Genomic DNA, 18729 nt, shown 5'->3' with positions numbered 1-18729 from the left:
CCCTCAGTGCCCGGTCTTCGGTGTGTACGTCGCTGACTTCACCGGCATGGATATCTTCACTGTGCCGGATTTGGCGAAGTGGAGTTCCACGGCCACCTTCTCGCCCTGCTCCGGCTTGCGGGTGAGCTTCTCGAACATGAGGTGGTTGCCGCCGCTCGCGAAGTTCAGCGTGCCTTTCGCGGGCACGGCGAACGACTTCTCCTCCTTCATCGCCCCGCCCTGGGTGGAGTGCAGCGTGACGTCGTCCGAGAGGCTGCTGGTGACCGAGGTCAGGGTGTCGGCGCCACCGGAGTTGCTGACGGTGAAGAAGCCGGCCGCCATGGTGGCCATGCTCGGGGCGGGCATGTAGGCGCCGGTGACCTTCAGCTCGGGCCTGCCCGCCGAGGAACCGCCGCCGTCCGAGCCGCAGCCCGCGAGTGGGGCCGCGGTGGCCACGAGGACCGCGCAGGCGGCGAGCGGACGCGAGGCCCGGCCGGGACGGCTCACGGGTTCTCCCCCTTGATGAGCTCGGGCAGGTCCTTGGTGTAGTCGTCGACGGTGGCGTCCTCGCCGTACAGCACATAGCCGCCGTCGGTCTTCGGCGAGAACGCGACGACCTGGGTGCCGTGCACGGAGACGAGCTTGCCGTTCTTGTCCTTCGACGTCGGCTCGATCGAGATGCCCAGGGTGCGCGCGCCGGCCTGGATCGTGGCGAAGTCGCCGGTGAGGCCGACGAAGCCGGAGTCGATGCCCTTGAGCCAGCTACCGAGGGCGGCGGGGGTGTCGCGGTCCGGGTCGGTGGTGACGAACACGACGCGGAGCTTGTCCTGTTCGGCCTTGGGCAGCTGCTTCTTGGCGACGGCCAGGTTGTTCATCGTCAGCGGGCAGACGTCGGGGCAGTGCGTGTAGCCGAAGTACACGAGCGTCGGCCGGCCCTTGGTCTGCGCGCGCAGGTCGTACTTCTTGCCGTGCGTGTCGGTGAGCACGAGGTCCGGCTTCTCGAACGGCTTGTCGAGGATCGTCGCCGCCTTGGCGGAGCCGGTCTCGGCGGACACGTCGGCGACGGGCTTGTTGCCGTCGTCGCCGCTGCCGCAGGCGGAGAGGGTCAGGGTGGCGGCGGCGAACAGGGCGGCCACGGCATACGTCTTCTTGCGCATAGAAAAATGTCCCAGATGTGTGCGCTCCGGCGCGCACCGGGGGTCGTACCGGGCCCGAAGCCCACGTCGTACGACGTCCCGGTGCGCACCGAAGGGATGAGCCTCGGTACCGCGCGCTGCCTCAGGCGGCGCGGCGGCGGCCGGCGAGCACGCCGTACGCCACGCCCGCCACGCCGACGACGATGCCGACGAGGCCGAGTACGCGCGCGGTGGTGTCGCTGCTGTCGGACGAGGCCTCGGTGGTCTTCTCGGACTCCGCCTTCGCGTCGGACGAGTGCGACGCGTCGGAGGCGTCCTCGGCGTCGGCGGAGCCGTGGTGGCCGCCCTCGGACGCGGCGGAGAGCGCGAGCACCGGGGCCGGGTTCTCGGGCTCCTCCTGGCCTTCCTGCTGCGGCTCGATCCAGCGCACGACCTCCTTGTCGGAGTACGTCTGGACGGCCTTGAAGACCAGTTCGTCGGTGTCCTCGGGCAGCGCGCCGACGGAGAGCGGGAACTTCTGGAAGAAGCCCGGCTCGATGCCCTTGCCGGTGGCGGTCCAGGTGACCTTGGTGACGGCCTCGTCGATCTTCTGGTCGTGCACGGTCAGCGGCTTGTCCAGCTTGGACTTGGTGATCTTCACGTCCCAGCCGTCCAGCTTCTGCGGCATGACCGAGGCGAGCGGGTGGTCGGTCGGGAAGCTGACCTCGAGCTTGGTGGTCGAGGCGTTGTCGCGCTCGTTGGGGACCTTGAAGTTCACGACCGCGTAGTCGCCCTTGGCGGCCGTGCCCTCGGGCTGAACGCTGACGTGCGCGAAGGCGGGGACCGACAGGGTGAGGACGGCCGAGGCGGCCACGGCAGCGGCGGCGGCGATACGGGAAGGCTTCATGGCAGGGGACACTCCGGTTTCAGTCCGTTGGCAAGGGGGTGCGCGTGCGCGACGGGCACGCGCGCGTGCCGCACGACGGCGTGGCCCCTTGGCGGAGTGACGCGTCGTGTCAGGCGGCGAGGACGAGTGCGGTGGAGGACGGCGGTCCGCGCCGGACGACGGTGTGCTGGAGTGTGCTCGCCTGCGGCTTCGGGGGCGCGAGCAGCGCGGTGCGCGGTGCGCGGACAGCGTCGGGCGCTCCCGGAAGACCCGCGCGCAGGGCGCGTACGAGCGCGAACGCGGAGCGCAGGGACCGTACGAATGCCGCCTCCGCGACCCCGTGGGCGGACAGACGCATGAGGCGCAGCAGCGCCAGGTCCCCGCGGCGCAGCACCCATCCCGCGGCGACGGCCGCGAGGACGTGGCCGAGCAGCATCGGCAGGGACGGCAGGACCGACATCGATGAGCCGGCCGTGGCCGCCATGGCGTCCGTCGGGTGGTGCATGGACGGGCTCATGCCGGTCGTCGTACCCGAGTCGATCCGCGCCTCGGCGAGGATCCGCTGGGCCTGTGCCGGACTGATCGCCGCCGCGGCCGTGCCGCACACGAGGCGCGCGGCCCGTTCGACGAGCGAGGCGTCGGACATCGGCATGCCCGCCATGGCGTCCGTGGACGTCGTGCCGGCGTGCTGGCCGAGTCCGAACAGCGTGTGCAGGGCGGTCTGTCCGGCCGCGAGGACCACGGCGATACCCGGGAGCGACCGCTCGCGTCCCGCCAGTGCGGCTGCGACCGCGAAGACCGCGAGGAAGCCGGCCCCGAGTGTCCACAGGGGGACCGAGGCGCAGGAGGCGAGACCATGACCGGCCGCGGCCAGCGCGACGCAGACCGCGGCGAACACCGCGGCCCTGAGCATCCGGAGGTCGAGTCCGGAGCGTGCCGAGCGCTTGTGGGGGGCAGTCATGGCGGGCTCATCATCCCACTCGCCCGGCTCGTCCCGTACGGCAGGTCCGCTAGGTGGTGTTCGACCGGTAGGTCACCGTGTGCGGTGTCTTGGGTGTACATACACCCATCCTCGGCACCCGCGCATCCACCGTATGGGCGGCATCACCTCGTGCAGGCGATTGCGTGCGGGTGCTTGCGGCAATACGTAACGGTATGTCGAGCCGCGGCCGGGAGGCTGGAGCATGAGCATCTGGTGGTCACTCCATCTGCGGCGCGAAGCTGCGAGCGTTCCGCTCGCGAGACGCCTGCTGCTCGGCACGATGGAGAGCGCGGGAGTCGACCCGGACATCTCGTACGACCTCTCCGTCGCCCTGACCGAGGCCTGTGCCAATGCCGTCGAGCACGGTGGCGGCACCGCGAACGGCCCCTCCTCCGAGGCCTACCGGGTGACGGCCTACCTGGACGGTGAGAGGTGCCGCATCGAAGTCGCCGACTCGGGCCCGGGTTTCCCCGGCGGCCGTGCCCGACCTCCGATCCGTCCGGCGCGCGGCGACAGCGAGCACGGGCGCGGGCTGTGCCTGATCCATGAACTCGCGGACCACGTCCAGATCGACAGCGGCCCCGGCAGGGGCGGCGCCGTCGTCAGCTTCGACAAGATCCTCAAGTGGAAGAAGGACCCCTCTTTGCTGACGGCGTAGCGCTGCTGCCGCGCAGCCGGATCACCTTCACCGATCCGGCGATCCACGCCCGCTCCGTCGGCGAACGGGAGCGCGGCGAGCGGGAGATCGCCGCGATCATCGCGGAGCGCAGCGGCCGGGACGCCTCGGACCTCGACGCGCGGTGCGCGGCGGCGGCCATCATCGCCCTGTTCACGACCCTTGCCCTGTTCGTGGACTCGCGGCCCGTGACCGTCAGGTCGTGACCGGGACACCGCGCCGGCCCGCGGCCTGGTCGGAGGGTGGGTCCGACGCCGGGTCCCGCGCGAGGCGGGAGCGGGCCGCGGGCCCCATCGCGTACGACGCCCCGGCGATCAGCGCGCCGAGCAGCAGCCATCCGGGCGTTCCCCAGCCCACCAGCAGGGCCGTCAGGACGAGCGGACCCATCGTGCGGGCCACCGTGACACCGGTGCCGAAGAAGCCCTGGTACTCGCCCATGCGGTCGGCCGGGGCGAGGTCGAAGGCCAGTTGCCAGGAGCCCGCCGACTGCTGCATCTCGGCGACGACCTGAAGGAGCGCACCCGCCACGAGGATCCCGGCCGCGACCCACGGGGAGGCCCCGGACGACAGGGCGAACACCGCGCAGGACGCCAGCATCACGAGGCTGGACCGGCGGATCGCGCGCACGGCGGCCGTGACACCCGTGACGCCCTGAGCCATCCGTACCTGGAAGACCATCACCGCGCCCGTGTTGAGCAGGAACAGCGCGGAGACCAGCCAGGCGGGCGCCTCGGTGCGCTCGGTGATCCACAGCGGGACGCCGAGGCTGAGCAGCGGCATCCGCAGCAGCAGCACGGTGTTGAGGAACGTCACCAGCACGTAGGGGCGGTCGCGCAGGACACCGAGCCCGTGACCGCGCCGCACGGTCACCGGCCGCACCGGCGGCAGGCGCAGCAACAGCCCGGCGCACAGCAGGAAGCTCGTCGCGTCCAGCGCGAACACCCCGGAGTAGGCGGTCCGCGTCCCGGCGTGCAGCGCGAGTCCGCCGAGGCCCGCGCCCACCGCCAGACCGGCGTTCAGCGTGGACTGCAGGTGCGCGAGCAGTCCGGTGCGCCGCCCGGCCGGCACCAGTCCCGCGAGCAGCGCCTGCCGGGCCGCCGCGAGCCCCGACTGCGCGGACGCGTACGCGCACGCCGCGAGGACGAAGGGGACGAAGCCGCGGACGACCAGGAAGGACGCCACCGCCGTCGCCGTCGCCAGGGCCAGCAGAGCCGCCGTGCCGCGCGGCCCGCGCCGGTCGGCGAGCCGGCCGAGCGGCACGCCCACCAGTGAACCGACGGCCCAGGCGACGGTCAGTCCCAGACCCACGTGCTCGGGCGCGAGACCGACGACGTGCGTGAAGTAGAGGGCGGAGGTCACGTAATAGGCGCCGTCGCCCACGGAGTTGGCCAGCTGGGCGAGGGCGAGCACGCGCTGCGGGCCCACGGGCGGAAGGAGACGGTGCGACGTCGCGTGCGCCGCGGCTGCATGGTTCGTCATGCCACCGACGCTACGGACGTATTGGCTCCACGGGCAGCTCCAATCAGCACGCCTCCAGTTGGCCCAATTTGACGCCCCGCCACCGGCAAGGCCCACGCCGGAGGCCTCTGCCGCCGGGGCGGACGAGCCCGCAGCCGACGACCGGCAAGGCTCACGCGGGCGGCGTCCGCCACCGGTGGGGCCGGCTCGCGGGCCACCACCACGGGCACGGCCCACGCCGGCGGCGTCTGCCACCGGTGGGGTCGGCCCGCCGCCCACCACGGGCACGCCCACGCGCGGGCCGCTGCCGGCCGGGGCGGACCGATCCGCACCGGTGGGCCCTCAGCCCGCCCTCCGCACCGCGTCCAGCACCCGCCCCAGCGCCTCCAGGGCCTCCGGATACGCGCGTTCCCGGGGTGTCCCGTACCCGACGACGAGTCCCTGCGGGCGGTCCGCGTCCGGTGCGTGCCAGTGATCTCCCAGGCGGCCGATCGAGAGTCCCTCCCGTTCGGCGCGCTCCAGCACCTCCGACTCGTCGTCCACCTCCACCAGGGCATGCAGCCCCGCGGCGATCCCCCGGACGCTCCTGCGCGTCCCCAGCCGGTGGAGCAGCTGGTCCCTGCGGCGCCGGTAGCGCAGCCGGCACGCGCGCACATGACGGTCGTACGCGTGGCTGTCGATCATCTCGGCGAGCGCCAACTGGCCGATGGACTCGGTGTGGTGGTCGCTGTGCAGCTTGATGTCGGCGACCGCGTCGACGAGGTGCGGCGGCAGCACCATCCAGCCGAGCCGCAGCGCGGGCCCGAGCGTCTTGGAGGCCGTGCCCAGGTAGACGACCTGGCCGGGTGCCATCCCCTGGAGCGCGCCGACCGGCTGCCGGTCGTAGCGGAACTCCCCGTCGTAGTCGTCCTCGACGATCAGCCCGTCACGCGCGCGGGCCCAGTCGGTGAGGGCGCGCCGCCGCTCCGGGTGCAGGGTGACGCCCGTCGGGTACTGGTGGGCGGGCGTGACGACGACCGCGTCCGCCTCCGCTGCGGCGTCCGCACGGGCGCCATGTTCGTCGACCGGCAGCGGCACGACGGTTCCGCCGCTTTTGCGCACCACCTCGCGGTGGAACGCCAGGCCGGGGTCCTCCATGGCCACCGTGCCGCCGTCCAGCACACGGGTGAGGAGCGCCAGACCCTGCACGTAGCCCGACGTGATGACGATCCGTTCGGGCGGCGCGATCACTCCCCGTGCCCGCCCCAGGTAACCCGACAGCGCGGTCCGCAACTCGATACGTCCGCGCGGGTCCCCGTAGTCGTACGCCAGGGACGGTGCCGTCGCGATCGCGCGGCGCAGCGCCCGCAGCCATGCCGCCGCCGGGAAGGTGCCGACGTCCGGGCTGCCCGGCCGCAGGTCGAAACGGGGTGCACGCGCGTGTGGTGCCCGCACGGCCGCCGCCGCGCCGTCCGTGGGCAGCGGTGCCACCTCGGTGCCGGAACCCTGCCGGGCCGTCAGATAGCCCTCCGCGACCAACTGGTCGTACGCCGCTTTCGCCGTGCCGCGGGAGATGCCCAGTTCGGCCGCGAGCCGGCGGGTCGCCGGCAGCCGTGTGCCGGGCGAGAGCCGTCCCTCGCGCACGGCGTCCCGCAGGGCCCGTTCGAGCCCGGCCCTGCGCCCCGCCCCGGCGTCCGGCTCCAGATGCAGGTCCACCCCGACACCGGACCAGAAGTCGTCCACGAAAAGCCGCCCCCCTAGGCACACCGGAAAGCCCGGGAGCGCCGAAGTCCCCCGGGCACGCCGATGGCCGGGTACCCAGGAGGGCACCCGGCCATCAGTCTCGTCATCAGCCCTCGCGGGGCACTATGTCAGCCCTTCAGGGACGCCATCCAGGCCTCGACCTCGTCCGAGCGGCGCGGCAGGCCCGCGGACAGGTTCCGGTTGCCGTCCTCGGTGACGAGGATGTCGTCCTCGATGCGCACGCCGATGCCGCGGTACTCCTCCGGGACGGTCAGGTCGTCCGCCTGGAAGTACAGGCCGGGCTCGACGGTCAGGCACATGCCCGGTTCCAGCGTGCCCTCGACGTACGTCTCGGTCCGCGCGGCCGCGCAGTCGTGCACGTCCATGCCGAGCATGTGGCCGGTGCCGTGCAGGGTCCAGCGGCGCTGCAGGCCCAGCTCCAGGACGCGCTCCACGGGGCCCTCGACCAGACCCCACTCGACGAGCTTCTCGGCGAGCACGCGCTGCGCGGCGTCGTGGAAGTCCCGGTACTTGGCGCCCGGCTTCACGGCCGCGATACCGGCCTCCTGGGCCTCGTACACGGCGTCGTAGATCTTCTTCTGGAGCTCCGTGTACGTGCCGTTGATCGGCAACGTGCGCGTCACGTCGGCGGTGTAGAGCGTGTGGGTCTCGACACCCGCGTCCAGCAGGAGCAGGTCGCCGGAGCGGACCGGGCCGTCGTTGCGCACCCAGTGCAGCGTGCAGGCGTGCGGGCCCGCGGCGCAGATCGAGCCGTAGCCGATGTCGTTGCCCTCGACGCGTGCGCGCAGGAAGAACGTGCCCTCGATGTAGCGCTCGCTGGTCGCCTCGGCCTTGTCCAGGACCCGGACGACGTCCTCGAAGCCGCGCGCGGTCGAGTCGACGGCCTTCTGCAGCTCGCCGACCTCGAAGTCGTCCTTGAGGAGCCGCGCCTCGGAGAGGAAGACCCGCAGCTCCTCGTCGCGCTCCGCGGTGACCTTGTCGGTCAGGGCGGACTCGATGCCGGCGTCGTAGCCGCGCACGACACGGACCGGGCCGGTGGCTTCGCGCAGCGCGGCGGTCAGCTCGCGCACGTCCGAGGCCGGGATGCCGTACAGCGCCTCGGACTCGGTGAGGGAGTGGCGGCGGCCTACCCACAGCTCACCCTGGCCGGACAGCCAGAACTCGCCGTTCTCGCGGTCGGAGCGCGGCAGCAGGTAGATCGTCGCCTTGTGGCCGCCGGACACCGGCTCCAGGACGAGGACGCCGTCCTCGGTCAGGTTGCCGGTCAGGTACGCGTACTCGACCGAGGCGCGGAAGGGGTACTCGGTGTCGTTCGAGCGGGTCTTCAGATTGCCCGCGGGGATCACCAGACGCTCGCCCGGGAAGCGCGCGGAGAGCGCGGCGCGGCGGGCGGCCGTGTGCTCGGCCTGGGCGATGGGCTTCAGGCCGCGCAGCTCGGTGTCGGCCCAGCCCGACTTCATGCTCTCGGCGAGCTCGTCGGACACGCCCGGGTACAGGCCGTTCTTGCGCTGCTTGATCGGCTCCTCTTCGCCCGCTTCGTCAGCGGCATCGTCAAGCACGGCTTCCGGGGTCTCCGGGGTGAGCGCCTCCGACACGGTCTGCCTCCTAGATACGACATTGGACCTCCCCCATCGTACGGTCGTACTGAAGGGGGCCCAGGGCCGGAGGACCTGTTACGTACGGCTCACCGTGAACGGCGGCCGCGGGCACTGCGGGCCGGCCGCGGGGGTCGGTCGCCCGGCACGGCGGCGCTCGGGGCGCTCACTCGAAGCGCGCCGCGAGAAGGACGACGTCCTCCTTGCTGTCGGCCTCGTCGAGTCCGTCCGGCAGCACCGTGCGCAGGACGTGGTCGGCGACGGCGCCGGGGTCGTCGCGGACCGCCCGGGGCACGCTCGCCGCCGCCGCGTGCAGCCGGGTGAAGGCCCGGTCCATGGGGTCGCCGGTGCGGTGCAGCAGGCCGTCGGTGTACAGCAGCACGGTCTCGCCCGGCTCCGTGGTCAGCTCGACGCTCGGCGCCTCCCAGCACGCGAGCATGCCGAGGGGGGCCGACAGGGAGGTCTCCACGAACTCCGTGCGCCGGGGCCCGACCACCAGGGGCGGGCTGTGTCCGGCTCCCGCCAGCGTGAGCTTGCGCAGCGCGGGCTCGCAGTAGGCGAACAGCGCGGTCGCGGAGCGGGCGGGCTCGGTCAGCCGCAGCAGCAGCTCGAGGTCGGACAGGACCGCGACGGGGTCCTCGCCCTCCATGACGGCGTACGCCCTCAGGGACGCCCTCAGACGGCCCATCGCGGCGACCGCGCTGGGCCCGCACCCGGTGACGGAGCCGACCGCGAGGCCGAGCGCGGCGTCGGGCAGCGGCAGCGCGTCGTACCAGTCGCCGCCGCCGCGCGCACTCGTGCGGTGCCGTGCGGCGAGCCGGACGCCGGAGACGCGGGGGAGCCGCGGGGGCAGCAGTTCCTCGGAGATCGTTGTCATGCACGCGCGCGTGCGCTCCAGTTCCACCAGGCGGGCCAGGTGCTCGGTGGCGTAGCGGGCGTAGAGGCCGACGAGGTGGCGCTGGCGCTCGACCGGTTCGGCGGGTTCGTCGTAGAGCCAGACGGCGGCGCCCAGCCGGCCCGCCGCGCCGGTGGACAGGGGGAGTGCGTAACTCGCGGCGTAGCCGAGCCGGGCGGCCACCTCGCGGTGGCGGGGGTCGAGCCCGTCCTCGGAGAAGAGGTCCGGCTGGGCGATCTCGCCCTCCCCACCGGGAAGTCCGTCCAGGATCTTCCCGTACGACATGGCCCTGCGCGGGACGGTCTCGATATGGCCGAGATCCGCGCGGGCCAGCCCCAGGCCGATCGTCGTGTCGGGCCCGAGACCGTCGCCCGGCTCCAGGACGAGGAGACCGCGGCGGGCGCCCACGAGAGCGGCTCCGGCGCGCAGCGTCTCCTGCAGGGCGTCGTCTAGTGCCGAGGTGCGCGCCAGACGCTCGGTGAGCTCGTGGAGCGTGGTGAGATCCGAGACCCAGCCCGCCAGACGATCTTGGAGAAGGGCACCGGGACCGATGGGGGAAGTGGCCGAAGGGGCACCCGGGGGGGCAGGCGTCGGCGCGACAGTGTGTGCGGGCGAAGGAACCGTTGAATCGATTCCGGCCACTTTCGGAATGTGAGGGGCGTTCATGGCGTCCGGCCTTCCGACCGGTGCGTATTGCTCAATAGCATCGCAAACCCCCATGTCGTTCTGCGCCGCTAGCGGTGTCTCCACATGTACACGCACTCGTGAGGGGATGTCCAGCATTGTCCTGCTGGGATTCCTGGTGTCCGTGAGACTGTCGGTAACCCTTGCGGGAAAGCAAAGTTGGCTTAAAACTGACTCGGGCAACGGCTTATTGAGGTCGACTGGCCTCGTTCGACGGAGCGTCACAGCGGTCGTGATGGGTACGTACTCGGTGAAGGCCAGGGGTGGTTGAGATCCGCCCGGAACCTGGCGACGGACCCGGGCGTCTTAGCCACCGACGACCGTGCCCCATCCTCCCGTGGCGGAGGCGGCAAGAAATACACGGGACGGCAAATCGCCAGGCGCCGCCACCCCACGCCATGCCCATGCTTTTGATAGACGCAGTATGGACGCGGACGCAGCCAAACGCTCGGCCCATAGGGGTTCCCCTTGTCTCCAGCAGGGGTGTGATGCGCCAGTAGGTACGCACAGTGAAGAGATCGACACATGGTGTGATGTGGTCCACGGTGTTGCCAGGCGTGCAACGGAAAGGAACGAGCGCTCATGCGCGAGATCCTCGGAAGGCGACGCAGGCTCCTGTCCAGGCGGAACAACGGGAGGCCTGAGATGCTCAGCGCGGCCCTGACCTTCGCGACCGAATGGCAGTGGCCCGTACTCCCGGGAGTGGCGGCGGACCCGCAGGGGCGCGCCCGCTGCGCGTGCCCCGACCCGGAGTGCACGGTGCCCGGTGCCCACCCCTTCGACCCCGGCCTTCTCGCGGCCACCACCGACGAACGCATGGTGCGCTGGTGGTGGACCAACCGACCGTCGGCACCTGTCGTGCTGGCCACCGGCGGCAAGGCCCCCTGCGCGGTGAGCCTGCCGGCTCTCGCGGCGGCCCGCGCCCTCGACGCCCTCGACCGCGGGGGCATGCGCCTCGGCCCGGTCGTCGCGTCCCCGACGCGCTGGTCGATCCTCGTCGCGCCCTACTCCATGGAGCAGCTCGGCGAGCTCCTCTACGCGAAGGACTTCGTCCCCGGTTCCCTGCGCTTCCACGGCGAGGGCGGCTATCTCGCACTGCCGCCGTCCGAGACGGGCCAGGGCCAGATCCGCTGGGAGCGTGCCCCGCTGCCCGGCTCCGCCGCCCCCTGGGTGCCCGACGTGGAGGCCGTCGTGGACGCCGTCGTGGAGGCCCTCACTCGTACGGGTGTGAGCGCGCCCGAGTTGTAGGAGCGCCCGGCGCGCGGTCGACCGCGCGCCCACCCGCGCTCGTTATCTTCCCCTTCATGAACCTTCGCCTGCTCGCACTCGCGGGCGTAGTGGCGTTCACGGTGGCCCTTCCGCTCGCCGTGGCATCCGCGGGGCCCGTCGCGGACGCCGGAGACCCCGGCCCCGACGGCGCCGCGGCCGCAGGGGCCCCGGGGCGCGACGACAAGGGGACGGCGGCTCCCGTCCCCACCCGGTCGCCCCGGCTGCTGGGACTCGGCCTCGCCACGGCCGCCCGGTGCGGTCCCGAACTCTCCTCCCCCGACGGCATCGAGGCGCAGACATGTGTCCTCACGCAGGGTGAGGACACATGGGCACGCACGTACTACCGCAACGCGACCGGCGACGAGCTGAGCTCCGTGCTGACGTTGATGGGGCCCGGCGGGCGCACCGTGCAGATGATCTGCGCGGTGGGCGCGGAGGACGATCCCGGGGTCTGTGAGACCCCCAGGGAACGCACCGACGGCGACGTGGGGGGCTATTCGGCGGTCGCGGAGTTCGCGGAACGCAGCGCGGCCGGAGGGCCGCTGCTGCTGCGTTCTGGGAGCAACTCGGGGCCATAGCAAGGCGGTTGATGCCGCGCTCGGTTGCGGACATGGAAAGACCCGGTTGCTGGCGACGGGGGATGCACCAGCAACCGGGCTACTCGAACGGTAACAAGAGATCGGCGGTTCGCAAATTCGATCTCGGCTATTCGGACACGGATTTACCTGTCACAACGGGGAGTTGTGACAGGAGTCACCCGTTCTGTGGGGCTCTGCCCAGCTGACCGGTCGGTCAGTTCGACTTTCGGTGGGTCAGCTGAGTGTGACCTGTCGGTTCGTGAGCCCGCCGCGCGCCCTGCGCTCCTCCGCGGTGAGCGGTGCGTCGATGGCCAGGGCGGTGGCGAGGCGCTCGGCGAACTCGGCCGCGGGCTTCTCGATGTCGTCCGCCGTGACGCTCGTCGGCAGGTCCCAGACCGGCACCGTGAGCCCGTGGGCACGGAAGGAACCGACCAGACGGGTGCCCTCGCCGAGGTTCGAGCGGCCGGCCGCGTGCAGCCGGGCCAGTGCGTCCAGAAGCTGCTCCTCCGGGTGCGGCATGACCCAGCGGAGGTGGTTCTTGTCGGGGGTCTCGCACCAGTAGGCGGCGTCGACCCCGGCGAGCTTCACGGTCGGGATGGCGGCGGCGTTGGCCCGCTCAAGGGAGGCGGTCACGTCCGCCGTCGCGTTCTCCGCGTCCGGAACCCAGAATTCGAAGCCGCTGTGCACAACTGGCTCGAACGCGCCTTCGGGGTCGAGCAGGTCCTGGAGCCGCGGGCCGTCGGCGGGGGCGCGCCGGCCCTCGACCGGGGTGCCCGGCTTCGCGGTGAGCGCGCGCTGGAGGGTGTCGGCGAGGTCGCGGCTGATGTCGCCGGACGCCGTGTCGTTCTGCAGGCCCAGGAGCACCGAGCCGTCCTCGCGGCGCAGTGCGGGCCAGGCCATCGGCAGGACCGTGGCGAGCGTGACCGACGGGACGCCCTCCGGCAGGCTCTCCTTGAGGTTCAGCTCGACCGTCGCGGCGGGCACCAGCTCGCGCAGTGCGACCCAGTCGCACTCGCCGGGCAGGCCCTCGAAGGGGCGCTGCACCAGCTCGGTCACGGCGTGCGCGGCGGCCCGGCCGTGGCAGGCCTTGTAGCGGCGGCCGCTGCCGCAGGGGCAGGGCTCGCGAGCGCCCACAACCGGGACGTGCCCATCGGCGCCTGCGGCGCGGGCCCCGGCTTTCGAGGTGGGCTGCTTGGCCTTGGTGTGGGGTCGCTTCTTGGCCATCGTGGGTGTCTCCCGATCACGGCTCGTCTCGTACGGGCGCGAGCCTAGCCGTTCCTACGTGGGCTGACGGGACCCTGTGGACAACGCACCGGGTCGTCCCGGAGCCGGTGATTCGGCCCGCGTGCGCCACTACCGGCACGACCCGCTCCGTCCTCTCCCCGCCCGGCGGTGTCGCCGGGTCGGCGTGTCCCTGTCGGTGACTCCGAAGACGTGATCCCCGAGGGTGTGCCTCCGGGGGACGCCCACGGCGTGCGTCCGACGGCGACCCCCGGGGAGCGAGACTTCGAGAACGTGTCGCCGCGGCGGCCGGGAACGTGTCCCCGGCGGCGACCCAGGGCGTGTGTCCCCGAAGGCGTGCCCGATGAGCGTGCTCCCGCCGGCGCGGTCCCGGCGGCCCGCTTCCCGGGCGCCGCGGCGTGTCGGTGTCCTCAGCCCAGTTCGTCGAAGACGTCCGCGAAGTCCAGCTCCGGTATCCCCGCCGACACGTTCGGTGACGCGACGCGCGTAGCGAAATCATCATGCCTGCGCGCGGATTCCACGTTGTCCTGGACGACCACCCACACCGTGACCTCGCCGCGGACGTCGTCGCGCACGCCCCAGTCCTTGGCCAGTGCCGAGACGATGTTCAGCCCGCGGCCGCCGCGCGCGGTGACCGAGGGCGTGGCCGGGACGGGCCGGGTCGGGCCACCGCCGTCCGTCACCTCGACCACGAGCTGTCCGGACGTATCGACGCGCCACGCCGCTCGGACGTCGCCGTCACCTCTCAGGGCGTCGCTCAGCGGCCTGCCGTGCCGGCAGGCATTGCTGAGCAGTTCGGAAAGGATCAGTACGGCATCGTCGATGACCGAGTCCGCCACGCCACCGGTACGCAACTGATCACGCATCCGGTGTCTTGCTTCCCCCACGCCTGCAGGACCATGGGGTACGGCCATGCTCGACGACGTGGGCACCTCCTGTGCCACCACCAACGCCACCCCCGAGACCTCCTTCGCCCCACGCCACGTTGTGGATGCCCCTTTGAACTGGACCGGAAACCGGCCAATCAACGTCTACTGACGCACTCGTAACGATCGAATACGGAGCGAACGCGCCGGTGCACTCCCCGTAATCGCATGACTGGATTCCGGCGGTGGAGCCCGCGGTCCGTGGAGGCCCCCGCCTGGGTGAACGGGGCGGGATCAGCGGCCCAACTGGCGCAGGACGGCACGCGGTCGGTTGGTGATGATGGCGTCGACGCCCAGCTCAACGCAGAGATCGACGTCCTCGGGCTCGTTCACCGTCCAGACGTGCACCTGGTGTCCGGCTCGTTTCAGCCGTTCGATGTAACCGGGGTGACTGCGTACGATCCGCATCGAGGGCCCCGCGATCCGGACACCGGCGGGCAGTCGTCCGTCGCGCAGGCGCGGGGAGATGAACTGCAGCAGATAGACCGTGGGCAGGTTCGGCGAGGCGGCCCGGACGCGGTGCAGCGAGCGTGCGGAGAAGCTCATGACGCGTACAGGTGACTGGGCGGGGGTCTCGGGTGCGTCCAAGCCGAAACGCTTCAGCAGGACCAGCAGCCGCTCCTCGACCTGGCCGGCCCAGCGGGTCGGGTGCTTCGTCTCGATGGCCAGCTCGACGCGGTGGCTCGCGTCGGCGACGAGTTCGAGCAGCCGCTCGAGGCTGAGGACGGAGGTGTCCTCCGGGTCCCCGGGACCGTACTCCCAGTCGGGGGCCTCGTCGCGGTTCTTCCAGGAGCCGAAGTCCAGGGCGGCGAGGTCGGCGAGCTCCAGGGCCGAGACCGCTCCGCGGCCGTTGGACGTACGGTTGATCCGGCGGTCGTGCACGCAGACGAGATGGCCGTCGGCGGTCAGGCGCACATCGCACTCAAGGGCGTCCGCACCGTCCTCGATCGCCTTCCTGTACGCGGCCAGCGTGTGCTCGGGAGCGTCTTCGGAGGCTCCGCGGTGGGCGACGACCTGGATGGGGTGCTGTCGTGCGAGGGTCACCGCGTCATGGTGCCACCGTCGTGCGGCAGGCGTGAGGCCGAGGAGGCAGGGATCCGCCCGTTTCGCCAGACTGGTCCGATATAAAGGATGGTCGCGGACCCACAGCCACCGCTTATGGTGCTCTGACGGCCGGTGGGAAAAGCTGACGTCGTACAAAAGCGCATGCACAGCTGAATCGCGCCGGACCGTCGAGAAGCGTGAGTGAGCGTGACCGAGTGCGACCGAGAACAACAGCCGTGGATCTAGGAGTAGAGCTGTGAGCACCGAGAACGAGGGCACCGCAGTACCCCCGGCCCCGTCCGCACCTCCCGTGCCGGTGGAAACTCCCGCTGCCTCCGCGCAGGCCACTGCGCCCGAGGGGGGCGCACCGACGGCGCCGATCCCGGTGGTGCCTCCGAGCGCCCCCGGCGCGCCGGAGCGGGCGCCGGCGCCCGCGCAGCAGCCGGCGTACGCGCACGCCGGAGTCGGGCACGGCGCGGCCCCGCACGGGCAGGGCGCCGGAGTCCCCGGATCCGCCGCCGAGGCGGGCTGGCCGCCTCCGCCGCCGCCCACCCCGTCGTACGCGGACGGTGGCGGCTCGGGCCACGGCGGCTGGGGCTCCTCCTACCAGCAGCCCGCACCGAAGCCGAAGAACGGGCGCGGTGGCATGGTCGCCGCCCTCCTGGTGGCCGCCCTGGTCGCCGGCGGCGTCGGTGGCGGTATCGGCTACTCGCTCGCGAAGAACAACGACGACCCCACCGACTCGACGACGGTCTCCGCCCCGAGCAGCAGCGGTGACGTCAAGCGCGCCTCGGGGACCGTCGCGGGCGTGGCGGCCAAGGCGCTGCCGAGCACCGTGACGATAGAGGCGCAGAGCTCGAGCGGCGAGGGCGGCACCGGCACCGGCTTCGTCTTCGACACCCAGGGCCACATCCTCACCAACAACCACGTGGTCGCGGACGCGGTCGACGGCGGCAAGCTCACCGCGACCTTCCCCGACGGCAAGAAGTACAACGCCGAGGTCGTCGGCCACGCACAGGGCTACGACGTCGCGGTGATCAAGCTGAAGAACGCGCCGTCGGACCTGAAGCCGCTCGCCCTCGGCAACTCCGACAAGGTGGCCGTCGGCGACTCCACGATCGCGATCGGCGCGCCCTTCGGCCTGTCGAACACGGTGACCACCGGAATCATCAGTGCCAAGGACCGCCCGGTGGCGTCCAGCGACGGCAGCTCCGGCAGCAAGGCCTCCTACATGAGCGCCCTGCAGACGGACGCCTCGATCAACCCGGGTAACTCCGGCGGCCCGCTCCTGGACGCGCAGGGCGCGGTCATCGGCATCAACTCGGCGATCCAGTCGAGCAGCGGAGGCGGCCTCGGCGGCAGCAGCCAGTCCGGCTCCATCGGACTGGGCTTCGCGATCCCGATCAACCAGGCGAAGAACGTCGCGCAGCAGTTGATCAAGACCGGCGAGCCGGTCTACCCGGTGATCGGTGCTTCGGTCTCCCTGGAAGAGGGCACCGGCGGCGCGAAGATCACCGAGCAGGGTGCGAGCGGCTCCGACGCGGTCACCTCCGACGGCCCCGCCGACAAGGCCGGTCTCAAGCCCGGCGACGTCATCACCAAGCTCGACGACCACGTGATCGACAGCGGACCGACCCTGATCGGCGAGATCTGGACGCACCGCCCCGGCGACACGGTCAAGCTCACCTACACCCGGGACGGAAAGACCCACACCGTCGACGTCACCCTGGGGCAGCGCGAGGGCGACAGCTGAGCGGTTAGTCCTGTCCCCGCGCCGTCGACGATCGTGGACGGCGTGGGGTGGGTTGCCCGAGCGGCCTAGGGGAACGGTCTCGAAAGACGTGAGGACGCGACAGCGTCTCCGTGACTTCGAATCCCACCGTCCTCACAGGTCAGCAGACGTACAGGTCAGAAGGGGTGTCTCTCATGAGAGACACCCCTTCTGCGTGCAGGTTGTCTCACCTTGATGTTGGGCTGTCACACCCGTGGATCAGTGCGTGTGGACCACGTGTGGACCGGATTCATGCCGACGCCCGACAGCTCATCGGGTGCACCCTTGGCCGGCCGGCGCAGGCGCTCGCGGGCCAGACAGCAGCGATCTGCACGGGACGGAAGTCAGGCCGACGCGTCGTCTTCACCGTGCCGGCGCGTCCAGTGCGGATGTAGCTCACTGACGCGCTCGTGGCACTGGCGGAGGATGCGAGATTCGAACTCGTGAGGGGTTGTCTCCAACACGCTTTCCCAGTCTGTTGGTGACGACCCCGCGCGATGCCGGACCGTCTCCACCTGGTGCAGCCATCTGATCTGCAGCTCTATCTGGATCGGTCGGTGGCGGTCATGCCAGTCACTTCGCGGACCTGGAGGGGCGCTGCCGGACGGGGGCGGTGGCTGCGGTTGCGGTACTGCGTTGCTGTACCACCCCGGCCAGGGCCAGGGCCAGGGCCAGGGCCAGGGGCGACGGCGTGATTGTGCTCGGCATCCTGCTGCGTCGATGGCCCGGTAGATCCGTGGGCATCCGCCGGTAGGGCGAACGTCACGCCGTCGCATCACCTTTGACGTCAAAGAACACTACTTGCGTTGATATAGCTAATTTCTGCAGTTAAGTGACGATGCATCACGATTCTGCGACATTTCGTCGTGAGTGCAGCGGCCCGTGGCCTGACCAGAGCTCACCTCAGTCGCCAGGAAGCGTGGTGACTGAGGTCAACGGTGACAAGGAAGGACCCGTCCATGGCAGTGGATGCCATCCCCTCCGCCCCTCCCGACAGGCGGCGAACACTGAGATTCAGAGCAACTGTCGTCATGGTGCCCGCGACCGCGCTGCTACTGACGATGACTCTGATCTCGAACCTTGCGCGTGCAGCCGAGGCCCCCGTGGGATTGGGAAGCGCCACGAGTTACGCGGTCCTGGCCGGTACAACGGTCACCAATACGATCACCCCCACGGTAGTCAACGGCGACCTGGGAGTCAGCCCCGGGAACTCGGTGACGGGCTTTCCGCCCGGAATCGTCAACGGAGTGCAGCATGTCGCCGATGCCGCCGCCGGTCAGGCTCAGTCCGACCTGACCACCGCCTACAATGACGCGACCAGCAGAGCATCCACAGTCACCCTGACCTCCCCGGGAGACATCGGCGGACTCACACTGACGCCCGGCGTCTACAGCGCCTCGTCGTCGCTGAATCTCACCGGGACTGTCACTCTGGACGCCCAGGGCGACCCCAACGCCGTCTTCATCTTCAAGATCGCCTCCACTCTGATCACGGCTCCATCGAGCAACGTCCTGCTGGTCAACGGAGCGCAGGCCTGCAACGTGTTCTGGCAGGTAGGGAGCTCGGCCACCCTCGACACCAATTCATTCTTCAAGGGCAACATCCTGGCCCTGCAGTCCATCACGGTGAACACCAACGCGGCGATCGAGGGCCGGGCGCTGGCGCGTAATGGTGCGGTCACGCTGGACAACAACGTCATCACGAGGGCGGTTTGCATGACAGGCCCGGCCGGGCCTCCCGGTCCGACCGGACCCGCCGGGCCCTCTGGGCCTCCCGGACCGACCGGATCCACCGGCCCCTCTGGGCCTGCCGGTCCGACCGGACCTGCCGGGCCCGCCGGCCCCTCTGGGCCTGCCGGTCCGACCGGACCCGCCGGGCCCTCTGGG

At 71.2% G+C, this 18729-nt stretch carries 17 protein-coding genes; 6 read left to right on the top strand and 11 right to left on the bottom strand.

Annotation, left to right across the window (positions count from 1 at the left end):
* Positions 1-3: 3 nt before the first annotated feature.
* The 4 genes from H305_RS0131995 to H305_RS0131980 all read right to left on the bottom strand — a co-directional run bounded on the left by H305_RS0131995 (position 4) and on the right by H305_RS0131980 (position 2941).
* Positions 4-486, bottom strand: coding sequence for a copper chaperone PCu(A)C (locus tag H305_RS0131995; protein ID WP_051371179.1), 483 nt, complete (start codon positions 484-486; stop codon positions 4-6).
* A complete protein-coding gene (locus tag H305_RS0131990; protein WP_028804032.1) occupies positions 483-1136 on the bottom strand; it encodes an SCO family protein in 654 nt (217 codons plus the stop codon). Before H305_RS0131990 ends, H305_RS0131995 begins: the two co-directional genes overlap by 4 nt.
* A 121-nt stretch (positions 1137-1257) precedes the next feature.
* Positions 1258-2001 (bottom strand): YcnI family protein, encoded by a 744-nt coding sequence (locus tag H305_RS0131985; protein ID WP_028804031.1) that lies wholly within the window; start codon positions 1999-2001, stop codon positions 1258-1260.
* 109 nt (positions 2002-2110) lie between these two features.
* Complete coding sequence (locus H305_RS0131980; protein WP_028804030.1) at positions 2111-2941, bottom strand: hypothetical protein; 831 nt, start codon at positions 2939-2941, stop codon at positions 2111-2113.
* A gap of 223 nt (positions 2942-3164) precedes the next feature.
* Between H305_RS0131980 and H305_RS0131975 the strand changes: the two genes are divergently transcribed.
* Positions 3165-3620 carry an ATP-binding protein gene (locus H305_RS0131975; RefSeq protein ID WP_028804029.1) on the top strand — a complete coding sequence of 152 codons (456 nt, stop codon included), beginning with the start codon at positions 3165-3167 and terminating at the stop codon, positions 3618-3620.
* Positions 3587-3844 carry a hypothetical protein gene (locus H305_RS0131970; protein WP_028804028.1) on the top strand — a complete coding sequence of 86 codons (258 nt, stop codon included), beginning with the start codon at positions 3587-3589 and terminating at the stop codon, positions 3842-3844. The genes H305_RS0131975 and H305_RS0131970 overlap by 34 nt, the downstream gene beginning before the upstream one ends.
* On the opposite strand, the gene H305_RS0131965 is transcribed toward H305_RS0131970, so the two are convergent.
* The 4 genes from H305_RS0131965 to H305_RS0131950 all read right to left on the bottom strand — a co-directional run bounded on the left by H305_RS0131965 (position 3834) and on the right by H305_RS0131950 (position 10112).
* A complete protein-coding gene (locus H305_RS0131965; protein ID WP_051371177.1) occupies positions 3834-5117 on the bottom strand; it encodes an MFS transporter in 1284 nt (427 codons plus the stop codon). The genes H305_RS0131970 and H305_RS0131965 overlap by 11 nt on opposite strands.
* Positions 5118-5438: 321 nt before the next feature.
* Positions 5439-6818, bottom strand: a complete 1380-nt coding sequence (locus H305_RS0131960) for a PLP-dependent aminotransferase family protein (protein ID WP_028804026.1) — start codon at positions 6816-6818, stop codon at positions 5439-5441.
* Positions 6819-6946: 128 nt separating this feature from the next.
* Positions 6947-8434 carry an aminopeptidase P family protein gene (locus tag H305_RS0131955; protein ID WP_028804025.1) on the bottom strand — a complete coding sequence of 496 codons (1488 nt, stop codon included), beginning with the start codon at positions 8432-8434 and terminating at the stop codon, positions 6947-6949.
* 166 nt (positions 8435-8600) lie between these two features.
* Positions 8601-10112: a PP2C family protein-serine/threonine phosphatase gene (locus H305_RS0131950; protein ID WP_199791482.1), complete on the bottom strand. Its 1512-nt coding sequence runs from the start codon at positions 10110-10112 to the stop codon at positions 8601-8603.
* 483 nt (positions 10113-10595) lie between these two features.
* Here H305_RS0131950 and H305_RS0131945 point away from each other — a divergent pair, with 483 nt between their 5' ends.
* Together H305_RS0131945 and H305_RS0131940 are read left to right on the top strand one after the other, a co-directional pair.
* Positions 10596-11261, top strand: coding sequence for a bifunctional DNA primase/polymerase (locus H305_RS0131945; protein ID WP_028804023.1), 666 nt, complete (start codon positions 10596-10598; stop codon positions 11259-11261).
* Positions 11262-11317: 56 nt separating this feature from the next.
* On the top strand, positions 11318-11860 hold the full coding sequence (locus tag H305_RS0131940; protein ID WP_028804022.1) for a hypothetical protein: 543 nt from the start codon (positions 11318-11320) through the stop codon (positions 11858-11860).
* A gap of 234 nt (positions 11861-12094) precedes the next feature.
* On the opposite strand, the gene H305_RS0131935 is transcribed toward H305_RS0131940, so the two are convergent.
* The 3 genes from H305_RS0131935 to H305_RS0131925 form a co-directional block, all read right to left on the bottom strand.
* Complete coding sequence (locus tag H305_RS0131935) at positions 12095-13084, bottom strand: DUF5926 family protein (RefSeq protein WP_028804021.1); 990 nt, start codon at positions 13082-13084, stop codon at positions 12095-12097.
* 428 nt (positions 13085-13512) lie between these two features.
* Positions 13513-14058, bottom strand: coding sequence for an ATP-binding protein (locus H305_RS0131930; RefSeq protein ID WP_028804020.1), 546 nt, complete (start codon positions 14056-14058; stop codon positions 13513-13515).
* Positions 14059-14262: 204 nt separating this feature from the next.
* Positions 14263-15072: a glycerophosphodiester phosphodiesterase gene (locus H305_RS0131925; protein ID WP_028804019.1), complete on the bottom strand. Its 810-nt coding sequence runs from the start codon at positions 15070-15072 to the stop codon at positions 14263-14265.
* Between the two features lie 256 nt (positions 15073-15328).
* Between H305_RS0131925 and H305_RS0131920 the strand changes: the two genes are divergently transcribed.
* Both H305_RS0131920 and H305_RS51295 read left to right on the top strand, forming a co-directional pair.
* The gene (locus H305_RS0131920; RefSeq protein ID WP_028804018.1) at positions 15329-16825 is read left to right on the top strand and encodes a S1C family serine protease; all 1497 of its coding nucleotides are present in this window, start codon (positions 15329-15331) and stop codon (positions 16823-16825) included.
* 1049 nt (positions 16826-17874) lie between these two features.
* The coding region (locus H305_RS51295) for an ice-binding family protein (protein ID WP_234021207.1) at positions 17875-18729 on the top strand (855 nt) is incomplete at its 3' end.

Origin of the sequence: Streptomyces sp. 142MFCol3.1 (assembly GCF_000424945.1) — a bacterium.
GTDB lineage: Bacteria > Actinomycetota > Actinomycetes > Streptomycetales > Streptomycetaceae > Streptomyces > Streptomyces siamensis.
This window is presented reverse-complemented; position numbering and strand designations above follow the sequence as displayed.